Annotated in this window: 8 protein-coding genes; 2 read left to right on the top strand and 6 right to left on the bottom strand. The window is 67.9% G+C overall.

Annotation, left to right across the window (positions count from 1 at the left end):
• Together GGR33_RS02845 and GGR33_RS02840 are read left to right on the top strand one after the other, a co-directional pair.
• Entirely contained in the window at positions 1 to 2,856 is a 2,856-nt protein-coding gene (locus GGR33_RS02845; protein ID WP_183501843.1) for a DUF4159 domain-containing protein, read from the top strand.
• A gap of 88 nt (positions 2,857 to 2,944) precedes the next feature.
• Complete coding sequence (locus GGR33_RS02840) at positions 2,945 to 5,029, top strand: hypothetical protein (protein ID WP_183501842.1); 2,085 nt, start codon at positions 2,945 to 2,947, stop codon at positions 5,027 to 5,029.
• A 155-nt stretch (positions 5,030 to 5,184) separates the two neighbouring features.
• Here GGR33_RS02840 and GGR33_RS02835 read toward each other — a convergent pair whose 3' ends face one another.
• The 6 genes from GGR33_RS02835 to GGR33_RS02810 all read right to left on the bottom strand — a co-directional run bounded on the left by GGR33_RS02835 (position 5,185) and on the right by GGR33_RS02810 (position 13,026).
• Complete coding sequence (locus GGR33_RS02835; RefSeq protein WP_183501841.1) at positions 5,185 to 6,276, bottom strand: catalase family protein; 1,092 nt, start codon at positions 6,274 to 6,276, stop codon at positions 5,185 to 5,187.
• Between the two features lie 77 nt (positions 6,277 to 6,353).
• Entirely contained in the window at positions 6,354 to 6,860 is a 507-nt protein-coding gene (locus tag GGR33_RS02830) for a GNAT family N-acetyltransferase (protein WP_183501840.1), read from the bottom strand.
• Positions 6,861 to 6,960: 100 nt separating this feature from the next.
• Positions 6,961 to 8,064, bottom strand: a complete 1,104-nt coding sequence (locus GGR33_RS02825; RefSeq protein WP_183501839.1) for a microcin C ABC transporter permease YejB — start codon at positions 8,062 to 8,064, stop codon at positions 6,961 to 6,963.
• 9 nt (positions 8,065 to 8,073) lie between these two features.
• Complete coding sequence (locus GGR33_RS02820) at positions 8,074 to 9,987, bottom strand: extracellular solute-binding protein (RefSeq protein WP_284211706.1); 1,914 nt, start codon at positions 9,985 to 9,987, stop codon at positions 8,074 to 8,076.
• Between the two features lie 68 nt (positions 9,988 to 10,055).
• Positions 10,056 to 11,969 carry an extracellular solute-binding protein gene (locus GGR33_RS02815; protein ID WP_183501838.1) on the bottom strand — a complete coding sequence of 638 codons (1,914 nt, stop codon included), beginning with the start codon at positions 11,967 to 11,969 and terminating at the stop codon, positions 10,056 to 10,058.
• A 136-nt stretch (positions 11,970 to 12,105) separates the two neighbouring features.
• Complete coding sequence (locus GGR33_RS02810) at positions 12,106 to 13,026, bottom strand: c-type cytochrome (protein ID WP_183501837.1); 921 nt, start codon at positions 13,024 to 13,026, stop codon at positions 12,106 to 12,108.
• Positions 13,027 to 13,117 lie beyond the last annotated feature (91 nt).

The following is a 13,117-nucleotide window of genomic DNA, read 5'->3' as shown; positions in this document are numbered from 1 at the left end:
GTGTTCGGACTTCCCCTCACCTTCGCCGCACCGCTCGCGCTGGCCGCCCTCGCCGCGCTGCCGGCCCTGTGGTTCCTGCTGCGGGTGACGCCGCCGCGGCCGCGCCGCATCGAGTTTCCGCCGCTGAAGCTCGTCGCCGACCTGCTGCCGAAGCGCGAGACTCCGGCCCGCACGCCGCCCTGGCTGCTGCTGCTGCGCATCCTCGCCGCTGCCTGCCTGATCTTCGCCGTCTCCGGCCCCGTCTGGAACCCCGCCGGCCTCGGCGCGGCCGCCGGACGCACGCCGCTCCTCGTCCTGCTCGATAACGGCTTTTCCACCGCCCACGACTGGCGCGACCGGCTGCGCGCCGCCACCGACGAGATCGAGGGCGCCGCCCGCGACGGCCGCCCGGTGGCGCTGCTACCGACCGCCGATCCGGTCGCCGTGCAGTCTGGCGCACTCGAAGCCAAGGCGCCGGCCGCGGCGTTGGAGCGGCTGCGCGCCGTGCAGCCCCGCCCGATCCTCACCGACCGCTCCGCGCATCTCCCGCAGATCGGCGCCTTCCTCGACAAGACGCCGAATGCCGCGATCGTCTGGATCAGCGACGGGATCGAGGATGCGGGCGGAGCAGGCTTCCCCAAGGCACTCGCGGCGTTGGTGGCCAATCACGGCACAGCCCTCACTGTCCTGAAGGCCGACCAGCCACCCGCCTTGGCCCTGGCCGGCGGCGAAAGCGGCGGTCGGCTGGTCGCCCATGTGCTGCGTGCGGCGCCCAACGGACGCGACACCGGCACCGTGCGAGCCCTCGACCAGAAGGGCCTGCCGCTCGCCGAGACGCCCTTTGCCTTCGAGCCCAATGGCACCGAGAAGGAAGTCGGCTTCGACCTGCCCGTGGAGATCCGCAACACCATCGCCCGGCTCGAGATCGCCGGCGAACGTTCGGCCGGCGCCGTCGTGCTGATGGACGAGCGCGGCAAACGCCGCCGCGTCGGCCTCGTCTTCGGCGGGACCAGCGATCAGGCGCAGCCGCTGCTGGCCCCGACCTACTACCTGTCGCGCGCACTGACGCCCTTCGCCGACGTGCAACAACCGCGCGGCGGCCAGGGCACGGCCGAGGCGATCGGGCAGATGCTCGACAACCAGGTCACCGTGCTGGTGCTGGCAGATGTCGGCGCCCTCGACGACAAGACCTTGGCGCGCGTCACAAAATTCGTCGACGAGGGCGGCTTGCTGCTGCGTTTCGCCGGCCCGCGTCTCGCGGGCGGTAACGACCCGCTGGTGCCGGTGCGGCTGCGCCGCGGCGGCCGTAATCTTGGCGGCACGCTCTCCTGGGACAATCCGAAGACGGTGGCTGATTTCGCGCCTGAGAGTCCCTTTGCCGGCTTGAAGCCCCCTGCCGATATCGGCGTGCGCCGCCAGATCCTGGCCGAACCCGATGGCGACCTGCCCGGCAAGACCTGGGCCTCCCTGCAGGACGGCACGCCCGTCGTGACTGCCGAGAAGCGCGGCCAGGGCCTCCTCGTGCTGTTCCACGTCACCGCCGACACGACCTGGTCGAACCTGCCGCTCTCCGGGCTGTTCGTGGATATGCTGCGCCGGGTCGTCGGCATGGCCGGATCGGGCGCGAAGCCCACCACCGGAGAAGGCGGACAAGCCAAGGCCGCCGTGCTCGCCCCGCGCCTGACCCTCGACGGCTTCGGCGCGCTCGGCTCCCCGCCCGCCTCGGCCACCGCCGTGTCGGCCGATTACGGCGACCGCGCCACGCTCGACCATCCGCCCGGCTTCTACGGTCCGGCCGAGGGCGGCATCAGCGTCAACGCCCTGAAACCCGACGATCGCTTGAAGCCACTGGATATCGGCGCCATCGCCGGCGTCCGCCTCGGCGGTCTCGGCGGGGCCGAGACGGTGGATCTGCGGGCCGTGCTGTTCAGCCTCGCCCTGGCACTGCTCGTCCTCGACACGCTCGCCGGCCTGTGGCTCGGCGGCTTCCTCGGCGGACGCGGCCGTCCCAGCCTGATGGGGCGCCTGAGAAGCCGTCCGGCAGTGATCGCACTTGTCGGCATCGGCCTCCTCGCCGCCTCACCCGCGATCCGACCGGCCCACGCCGCGGAGCCGCAGCCCAACCGGCCGAACGGCATCGAATCGGCGCTGATCACCCGCCTCGCCTTCGTCGCGACCGGCGATGAGACCGTCGATACAGCGAGCCGCAGCGGCCTCTCCGGCCTGACGCAGGTGCTCGCCGCCCGTACGGCACTGGAGCCCGGCGAGCCGGCGGGGATCGATCCGGCCAAGGACGAGCTCGCCTTCTACCCGCTGATCTACTGGCCGATCGTGGCCGGCCGGCCGCAGCCGAGCGAGGCCGCGATCCGCAAGATCGACGCCTTCATGCGCAACGGCGGCACCGTGATCTTCGATACCCGCGACGCCCTGGTCGCCCGCCCCGGCGGGCCGCCGACGCCGGAGGGCGCCTATCTGCGCCAGATGCTCTCGACCCTCGAAGTGCCCGAACTGGAGCCGATCCCGCACGACCACGTGCTGACCAAAGCCTTCTACCTCGTCGACAATTTTCCTGGCCGCTACACGACTGGCCAGACCTGGGTGGAGGCCCTGCCCCCGGCTCCGACCGACGGCGCCGAGCGACGCCCGGCCCGCGCCGGCGACGGGGTCACGCCGATCATCATCACGGGCAACGATCTCGCCGCGGCCTGGGCGTTCAGCAAGGAGGGCGCTCCGCTCTACCCGATGTCCGGCGGCGACCAGCGCCAGCGCGAGATGTCGTTCCGCGGCGGCGTGAACATCGTGATCTATACGCTGACGGGAAACTACAAGGCGGATCAGGTGCACGTCCCGGCACTGCTTGAGCGGTTGGGGCAGTGATTTTTTGCCAGACCACGCCACCCGCGCATCCTCTCTCCCCGTACGCGGAGAGAGGGATTTTCCCGTTCATCACTGAAGGCTCCACCTTATGCTGAGCCTCAGCTTCACTCCGCTGATTCCCTGGCCGGTGCTCGCCGGCTTCGGCGTCATCGTCGCGCTGTTCGTCGTGCTGGCCATCGTGGCGCGTGGACGGACAGCTCTGCTACGCGCGGTGGCCCTCGCCTTGGTGCTCGCCGCGCTCGCGAACCCCTCCCTCGTGCGGGAGGACCGCGAGCCGGTGAAGGACGTCGCCGCGGTGATCGTCGACCGGTCGGGCTCTCAGACGCTCGGCGACCGGCCGCAGATGACCGATCAGGTGAAGGCCGAGTTGGAGCGGCGCTTCGGCACCCTCGCCAATATCGAACCGCGCTTCATCGACGTGCAGGACGCCAAGGACGGCGACGACGGCACCCGGCTGTTCACGGCCCTCTCGCAATCCCTTGCCGACGTCCCGCCCGAGCGGCTGGCCGGCGTCGTGATGCTCACGGACGGCGTGGTCCACGACATCCCGCAGAGCCTCGAGGCGCTCGGCATCAAGGCACCGCTGCACGTGCTCGTCACCGGCCATCCGGACGAGCGCGACCGACAGATCAAGATGCTGGAGGCCCCGCGCTTCGGCATCGTCGGCAAGGACCTCACCATCCGGGCCGAAGTGCAGGAGCGCGGCGGCACCGGCAGCGCCACCGTCACCGTACGTCGGGACGGCGAGGAGATCGGCCGGAAAACCTTCCCCACCGGTCAGCCCTTCTCGCTCACCACCAAGATCGAGCATGGCGGCCCGAACGTCGTCGAGATCGAGGTCGATCCGCTGCCCGGCGAGCTGACGACGGTGAACAACCGCGCCGTTCTGCCGATCGAGGGCATCCGCGAGAAACTCAGGGTGCTGCTCGTCTCGGGCGAGCCTCACCAGGGCGAGCGCACTTGGCGCAACCTGCTGAAATCCGACGCCAGCGTCGACCTCGTGCACTTCACCATCCTGCGTCCCCCGGAGAAGCAGGACGGCACGCCGATCTCCGAACTCTCGCTGATCGCCTTCCCGACCCGCGAGCTGTTCGTCCAGAAGATCAAAGACTTCGACCTGATCATCTTCGACCGCTACGCCAATCAGAGCGTGCTGCCCTCGGCTTATTTCGACAACATCGCCCGCTACGTCCGTGAGGGCGGCGCGCTGCTGGTGGCCGCCGGGCCGGAATTCGCCTCGCCCATGAGCCTCGCCCGCACGCGGCTCTCGGCAGTCCTGCCCGGCGAACCCAACGGCAAGGTCGTCGAGCAGGCCTTCAAGGCCAAGCTGACGGAGACCGGCGCACGCCATCCCGTCACGCGGGCGCTGCCGGGATCGGAAGCGAACCCGCCGGCCTGGGGCGACTGGCTGCGCATCGTCTCGTCGGAATCGCGACCCGGCATTCAGCCGATCTTATCCGGCCCGAACAACCTGCCGCTGCTCAACCTGTCGCGGGTCGATAAGGGCCGCGTCGCGCTGATGCTGTCCGATCAATCCTGGCTCTGGGCGCGCGGCTACCAGCAGGGCGGCCCCTATCTCGACCTGCTGCGCCGCCTCGCCCACTGGCTGATGAAGGAGCCGGGCCTGGAAGAGGAGGCCCTGCGCGCGCAGACCACCGGGCACGGCCGCGAGGTTCGCGTCGAGCGCCAGACCATGAGCGAGATGGCCGAGCCCGTCACTGTCACCGGCCCGACCGGCAACACGCGTACCCTCGACCTGAAACAGTCCGAGCCGGGCCTGTTCACCGGCACTTTCGAGGCCGAGCAGCTCGGCCTGCACACCCTGCGCTCCGGCAACCTCGTCGCCTTCGTCAGCGTCGGCCCGGCCAATCCCCGCGAACTCGCAGACGTGTTCAGCGATACCGAGCGGCTGAAAGCCGTCGCGGAGGCCAGTGGCGGCAGCATCCGCCGCGTGGCGGACGCCAACGGCGCGACCATCGTTCCGCGCCTCCAGACCGTTCGCGGTGGTCGCCTCGGCGGCGCCGACTGGATCGGCTTCCGCCCGAGCGACAGCGCCAACATCCTGGGCGTCGAGGTCTATCCGCTGGCGCTGGGACTGTGGGCGCTTGCGGCGCTCGCGCTGGCGGTGCTGGCGATGTGGCTGGTCGAAGGCCGGAGAGGCCGGACGGCGTAGCGGCTGGGCTTCGACCGTGACCCGTCATTGCGAGCCGAAGGCGAAGCAATCCAGGGCCAACGCACCGACGTTGCGGCTGTGGCCCTAGATTGCGTCGCTACGCTCGCTATGACGGTTGAGCTTGAGACATGCCTAGCGATCCACTGAGTGCCGCTTCAGGATCGCGGCGCATCCCCCGCCTGCGGCTCGTGGATCGGGCAGCCATTGAATCGCTGCCGGAAGTTCGCCGAGTGCCGGTAGGGCGCGTTGCGGGCGCGATTGATGTTTCCGAGCGGCTGGTGTGCGGCGAGGCCGGTCCAAACGCCGAAGCGCATGCCCTCATCGACAGCCCGAACTTGCTCCGCGTCCCAGCTATCCTGCGGGCGGACCGTGATCGTGGCGACTCTCTGGAATGGCGCTTCTTCCTCGTCCCAGGCCACGGTCGGATCCTCGACCGGCTGCCGTTCGAGATCGCGGCAGAGCTGAACCCGAAATTCCCAGACCCCTTCGATTCCACGCATCTCGGATTGCACCGTCTCACGGATCGCATCCGGCCTGCCAGAGGGATCGATCTCGGTCCCGGTCAGCGCAGTCAGGGCGGGTGCCACCGGGGCCAGCGAGAACTGGGCGATGTAGTCGCCGTAGCGGAACGGCGTGACGCTGTAATAGGTCTCGCCGAGCGGATCGACGTTCGGGGCGCCCCCGAGCGATCCGATGGCGGGGCTGTCGATGCCGACCGCATGCAGCGCCTTGTTGACGCCGCGCAGGACGGCCGAGGCGGCAACCTTCACACCCTCGATCCGATCGGTCGTCTTCGCGAGGAGCTTGAGGCTGCCTAGGAACTTCTCGGCGTTCGGCGCCTGAAAGACCTTCCCGTTGACCATCACGAAGTCCTGCGTCGTGCCCTCGGCACCGGGCAGCCGCTCGCCCGTCACGTCGAGCACCTTCAGCGCAAGGCCACGTGGCAGTGAGATCGTATCGGGGAGGATATCGCCCGCATTGGTCGACATCCGCATGAAGACTCTGTGCTCGCCGGAAGTGGCGAAGAGCCCCTGAGCCAATTCGGGCGGCAGCCGGTCCTCGATCCGCATCACGCCTTCGAGGATACCGTGGGACTTGGCGTGGACCGAGCGGACCGCGTGGCCGTAATCCTTCGCCGTGGTCTCGAGGATTGTGTCGAAGGCCTCGCAGAGGTGCTCGATCGTCTGCCCCTCGTCGGGCTTCACGTCTTCGACGTCCGGCATGTAGCGGATGGGCGGGTTGAGCATGGGGCGATCCTCCTGGAATTCCTCCAGGAAACCTCGACACTCAACCGCTGTTCCAGAGCATCACCGCCGCCTCGCGGCTAAAGCCCGGCCCGCGCGCTCACGTTCCCGGACACGCCCTCGGCGCCACCCTCCGACAGGGCGAGCCACAGGAATCGCGCCGGATCGACCGGCCCCGGCAATACCAGACGCCCCATCGGGACGGGCGAGAAGCCGAAGCGCCGGTAATACGGCAGGTCGCCGACGAGCACGACGAGGCCATGGCCGGCGGCACGCGCCGCATCGAGCCCCGCATTCATCAGCGAGCAGCCGATGCCTCGGCTCGAAAAGCTCGGATCGACGGTCAGCGGCCCCAGCGCCAGCAGCGCATGCCCATCGGCAACGGCCGGACTGAACCGGATCGAGCCGACGAGATAGGTGCCGACCAAAGCGGTGAAGCACAGCTCAGGCAGCAACGGCGCCCCCTCGCGCAGGCGATAGGCGGTGCGCGCGAAACGGCCCGGACCGAAGGCGCGGGCATGCAGGCGCTCGATGGCCTGTGCGTCTTCTGGACGTTCCTGCCGGATATCGAGGGGGAGCGCAGTCAAGGCGACGTCTGCCCAATCATGCCTGTCCCCGACGGAGTCGGAGCGTGTCGTGCCATCGCCTCTCCGTCATTGCGAGGCTCGGCTGGGCCGATAGCAGACCTCACGCGGCGCGTGCAGAGAAATCGATGCGTGGGTCGATCCAGGTGTAGATCAGATCCGACAGCAGGTTCACGGCCAGACCCATCAGCGAGAAGATGTAGAGGGTCGCAAACACGATCGGATAGTCGCGCCCGATGATCGCGGTGAAGGACAAGAGCCCCAGCCCGTCGAGCGAGAACATCGTCTCGATCAGCAGCGAGCCAGTGAAGAAGGCCGTGATGAAGGCGCCGGGGAAGCCCGAGATCACGATCAGCATCGCGTTGCGGAAGACGTGGCCGTAGAGCACGCGCGTCTCGGTCAGACCCTTCATCCGAGCGGTCATCACGTATTGCTTGCGGATTTCGTCGAGGAACGAGTTCTTGGTCAGCAGAGTGGAGGTGGCGAAGGCACCTAGCACCAGGGCCGAAAGCGGCAGCACCAGGTGCCAGCCGTAGTCGAGCACCTTTCCGAAGACGCTGAGCTGATCAAAATTCTCGGACGTCAGGCCCCGGATCGGAAAGATCTGGAAGAACGAGCCTCCGGCGAACAGGATGATCAGCAGCAGGCCGAACAGGAAGCTCGGAATCGCGTAGCCGATGATGACGATGCTCGACGTCCAGATGTCGAAGCTCGACCCGTCCGAGACGGCCTTGCGGATGCCGAGGGGGATGGAGATCGCGTAGGAGATCAGCGTCATCCAGAGGCCGAGCGAGATCGAGACCGGCAGCTTCTCCTTGATCAACTGCAGCACCGAAACGTCGCGAAAATAGCTCTTGCCGAAATCGAAGCGGGCGTAGTCCCAGAGCATCTTGGCGAAGCGCTCAGGGGCCGGCTTGTCGAAGCCGAACTGCACCTCGAGCTTCTTGATGAAGGCCGGGTCGAGCCCCTGCGCGCCGCGATACTTCGAGTTCGAATCGCCGGTGCCGCCACGGGTCACGCCGCCGCCCATGTCACCCTGGCCGCCGGTGATGCGGGAGAGCGAGCCCTCCTGCTGGCCCTGCATCTGCGCCAGCACCCGTTCTACCGGGCCGCCGGGGGCGAACTGGATGATCGCGAAGGTGATCAGCATGATCCCGAAGATGGTCGGGATCATCAGCGCGATGCGGCGGGCGATGTAGGCGAGCATGCAGGATCTCTAGTTCCGCCCGATCCGCGCGGCCTTGGCCTCGTCGAACCACCACAGGCCCGGTGTGCCGAGCGCGTATGTCGGCGGCTTTTCGGGATGGCCGAACACATCCCAGACCGCGAGCCGATAGTTCGGCGAATACCATGCCGGAATCCAGTACCGCGCGGCGCGCAGCACTCGGTCGAGGGCTCGGCAGGCGATGGTCAGCTCCGCCCGCGTGGCGGCGGCCATAGCCTTGTCGAGCAGGGCATCGACCGCCGGATCGCTGATCCCGGCCAAGTTGCTGGAACCGGGGATGCCGGCCGAGCGCGAGCCGTAGGATTCGCGGACCTCCGGCCCTGGAGTGGGATCGGCGCCCGAGGCGCGGGAACTGACGTCGAAGTCGAAGTCGCGCATCCGCGCCTGGTATTGCGAGGCATCGACCACGCGCTGGCTCGCCTTGATGCCGAGCAGCCCGAGATTCTTGATGAAGGGCTGGATCACCGGCTCGAAGACGGGATCGTTGTCGAGGAACTCGAATTCCAGCGGCTTGCCGTTCGGCAGCAGCAGCCTGGTACCGTCCCTCTTGCAGCCGGCCTCTTTCAGCAGGCCATCGGCTCGCTTGAGCAGGACCCGATCCTGCCCCGACCCGTCGGCGACGGCCGGCGACCACGGCTCGCCGAAGACGTAGGGTGCGACCTGCTCGGACAGCTTGTCCCGCAGCGGCTCGAGCAGGGCCAGCTCCTCGGCGGAGGGCTTACCCGTCGCCATCAGCTCGGTCTTCTCGAAGAAAGACGAGATGCGCGTATAGGCCCCGAACATCGCCGTGCGGTTGGTCCAGGGGAAATCGAAGCACAGCCCGATCGCCTCGCGGATGCGCGGATCCTTGAAGGCCTCGCGGCGGGTGTTGAAGTACCAGGCCTGGATGTTGGGCGGCGAGGCATCGGGCAGCGTGTCACGCTTCACGCGGCCCTCGCGCACGGCCGGGAAATCGTAGCCCGTCGCCCAGATCCGCGAGGTGTATTCCTGGCGATAGGTGAAGGCGCCGCTCTTGAAGGCCTCGAAGGCCACCTGGCGATCGCGGAAATACTCGTAGCGCACCCGGTCGAAGTTGTTCTGGCCGATGGCGGCGGGCAGGTCGGCCGCCCAGTATTCGGGCACGCGCTCCAGCTCGATGAACCGGCCGATATCCATGCGCGCGACCCGGTACGGCCCCGATCCCAGCGGCGCCTGCAGGGTCGGCTCCTCGAAATCGCGCGATGCGAAATAGGCCGCGGAAAAAATCGGGAGCTGCGCCACCACCAGCGGCAGGTCGCGGCTGCGCCCGGCCGCGAAGCGCACCACCAGCGTTTCGTCGTTCTCGGCCGTGGCCTCGGCCATGTCGCGGATGACCTGGGAGATGGTCGGATGACCCTTCTCCTTGAGGACGGTCAGCGAGAAGGCGGCGTCCTTAGCGGTCAGCCGGGTGCCGTCGTTGAAATGGGCCTGCGGACGCAGGAAGAAGCGGTACGTCAGGCCGTCCGGGCTGATCTCGACGGCCCGCGCCACGAGCCCGTAGAGCGCATCCGGCTCGTCGAGGGCGCGGACCATCAGGGTGTCGAAGGTCAGGTTCATGCCTGCGGCGCCGTTGCCGCGGAAGACGTAGATGTTGAGCGTGTCGAACGTGTCGAAGGCTTGGTTGCCGTAGGACTGCGTGAGCTGCGCGGAGAAGCTGCCGCCACGTGGAGCCGCGGGGTTCACGTAGTCGAAATACGGAAAGTCGGCGGGATATTTCAGCTCGCCGAAGCTCGACAGGCCGTGGGTGACGCGAGCGTCGGCGGCTCGGGCACGGGGCGGTAGCAGCGAGCCTGCAGCGAGCGCTCCGGCGCCGATCACGAGGTCGCGACGGCTCGGCTGCCCCTCCGCGTCATTGCGAGCTGGAGGCGAAGCGATCCAGTACCCCACCCGCGACGGCGGCCCGTCGGCCCTGGATTGCCGCGCTTCGCTCGCAATGACGGAGGCGGGATCTTGGCTCAACGCGGCGCCCCCGTCTTGGCGGCGAGCGCCTCGTCGTACCACCAGGTCGCCGGGAAGCCCGATCCCCGATATTTCGGCAGCAGCTTCGGCCGCGAGAAGCGGTTCCAGTGGATCGTGCGCGTGGTCGGCGACGACCATTGCGGCAGCACGTAGTTGTGCGAGAGCAGCACCCGGTCGAGGGCATGCGTCGCCGCGACCTGACTCTCGCGGTCGGTGGAGTAGATCACCGTCTCGATCAGTGCGTCGATCGCGGGGTCCTTGATGCCGGCGATGTTGCGCGTGCCCGGCTTGTCGGCCGCCGCAGATCCCCAGAACTCGCGTTGCTCGTTGCCGGGCGAGAGCGATTCCGGCCAGTTCGAAGTGGTGATGTCGAACTCGTAGTTGCGCATCCGGTTCTGGTACTGCGCCTGGTCGATCACCCGGATCGAGCTCTGGATGCCGATGAGCTTGAGCTGGGCGGCGAAGGGCAGGATCACCCGCTCGAAGACGTTCTGGAATTCCAGGAACTCGACGGTGAGCGGCGTGCCGGTCTTGTCGACCATCTGGCCGCCCTTGAGCTCGTAGCCGGCCTCACGCAGTAGCTTCACGGCCTCGCGCAGGTTGGCACGCACGGCCTCCGGGTTGTCGTTGACGGGGTTCTTGTAGCGCTCGGTGAAGACGCTCGCCGGAACCTTGTCCTTCAGGCCCTCCAGCAGCTCCTTCTCCTTGCCCTCCGGCAGCCCCTGCGAGGAGGCCAGCTCGGAGCCGAAGAAGAAGGAATCGATCCGCTTGTAGAGCCCGTAGAAGAGCTGCCGGTTCATCTCCTCGAAGTTCATGACGAGGTTGAAGGCCCGGCGGACGCGCTCGTCCTTGAACTTGTCCTTGCGCAGGTTGAACACGAAGGCCTGCATGATGCCGGTGCCACGGCTCGGGAACTCCTCCTTGACCAGCCGGCCTTCCTTCACGGCCGGGAAGTCGTCGTAGGCGGTGGCCCAGTTGCGGGCGATGTTCTCGGTGCGGAAGTCGTAGAGGTCGCCCTTCAGGGCTTCGAGCAGCACCGACCCATCGCGAAAATACTCGAAGCGCACGGTCTGGAAGTTGTTGCGCCCGACATTCACGGCCACGTCCTTGGCCCAATAATCGGCGACGCGCTCGTAGACGGCGCTGCGGCCGGCATCGATCTTGGCGAGCTTGTATGGACCGGAGCCGAGCGGGATCTCCAGGGTGGTCTGCGTCGCGTCGCGCGCCTTTCCGGTCGCGTCCTTGCCGGTCCACCAGTGCTTCGGGAGCACCTGCATCTGGCCGAGGACCTGCGGCAGCTCGCGGTTGCCGGCCTCGTCGAAACGGAACGTGACCTCGCGCTCGCCCGTCTTCTCCGCCTTCGAGACGCTCTGATAATAGGCGGCGTAGAACGGGCTGTTGGCCTTCAGCGTGTCGAAAGACCAGATCACATCGTCCGGCCCGATCGGCTGGCCGTCATGCCACTTGGCCTCCGGCCGCAGCCGATAGGTGACGGACTTGCCGTCTTCGCCGATGCGAACGCCCTCGGCGATCAGGCCGTAGGAGGAGAACGGCTCGTCGCCCGAATCCTCCATGAGCGAGTCGTAGATCTGGGTGATCCCGCCCTCGATGTCGCCCTTCAGGCCGTTGACGATGAAATTGAGGTTGTCGAAGCCGCCTTGCGCCCCGAGCCGCACGAGGCCGCCCTTAGGCGCGGCGGGATCGGCATACTCGAAATGCTTGAAATCGGCTGGGTATTTCGGATCGCCGAGCAGCGTCAGCGCGTGGCGCCACGTGCCGGGCGCCTCTTGGGCGGAAACTTGGGCCGATACCTGAGCCGCACCTCCCTGCGCTGCGGCGTTGCGGGCGGCGGCGACGGCCATGGCTCCGGCGAGGAAGCTACGGCGTCCGATCACGGCGGGTGCTGTCACGGTCGAGCGGTCTCCCGGTCTCTCGCAGCCTTCAGGCCGCGGGGGTCGGGCGCCGTTCTAGGACGGACGCCGGCCCGAGGCCAACCCGACGCGTGCGCGCAGGGTCGACCTGGGACTGGGCCGGCCGCGTGGCGGCTTACTGCTGAGCCGGCTTGTCGTCCGCAGGCTTCGGCTCGGCCGGCTTGTCTGCAGGCTTGGCCTCCGCAGGCTTGGAGTCTGCCGGCTTGGCGTCATCCGCCTTCTTCTCGCCTTCGGCAGGCTTGTTGGCCGGCTTGGCCTCGTCTGCCTTCTTCTCCGGCTCGGCAGGCTTGTCGGCCGGTTTCGCATCCGCAGGTTTGGCATCTGCAGGTTTCTTGGCATCCGCCGGCTTGTCGGCAGGCTTGGCGTCGGACTTCTTCTCGCCCTCTGCCGCCTTCGCGTCGGGCTTTTTGTCACCCTCGGCCTTCTTCTCGCCTTCGGCGGGCTTGGCCGCGTCCTTCTTCGCGTCGTCCTTCTTGTCCGCGGCCGGGAGCGGCTTCGGGCTGTCGGCGAGGGTGTGCAGGTAGGCGATGACGTTGGCGCGGTCGGCCGGCGAGGAGATGCCCTGGAAGGCCATCTTGGTGCCCTTCACGTACTCGCCGGGCTTGGTCAGGAAGTGGTCGAGGTCCTCGTAGCTCCAGTCGCCGCCCTTGGTCTTCATCGCATCGGAATAGCCGAAGCCCTCATGCGAGCCCTTCTTGCGGCCGACGACCTCCCAGAGATCCGGGCCCATCTTGTTGGGGCCGCCCTTCTCGAAGCTGTGGCAGGCCTGGCAGGCCTTGGTGCCGCCCTTGCCCTTTTCGGCGTCGGCGCTGGCGAGACGGGTCGCGATCGAGTCCGAGGCGGCCGCCGCCTCGCCGCCGCCGGCCGGAGGGGCGCCGTGCTCGCCGCCTTCCTTGCCGCCGCCCGGCAGGGCGTAGCCCGCGGTCCCGGCGGGCTTGGGCGTGTAGATCAGTTCGGCGAGAAAGCCCGTCCCGAAGGCGAACAGCAGGGTCCCGAGCACCGCGCCCGCGACCTTGTTGATCTCGAAGGAGTCCATTCTCACCAGCTCCGCGCGCAGGGCTCTGAAACCCGGCCTATCGAGGGACCGGCGGACGCATCGCCGGACTTTGGAGGATTTCGAAGGTGCT

This window comes from Methylobacterium brachythecii (assembly GCF_014196345.1).
Taxonomy (GTDB): Bacteria; Pseudomonadota; Alphaproteobacteria; order Rhizobiales; family Beijerinckiaceae; genus Methylobacterium; species Methylobacterium brachythecii.
This window is presented reverse-complemented; position numbering and strand designations above follow the sequence as displayed.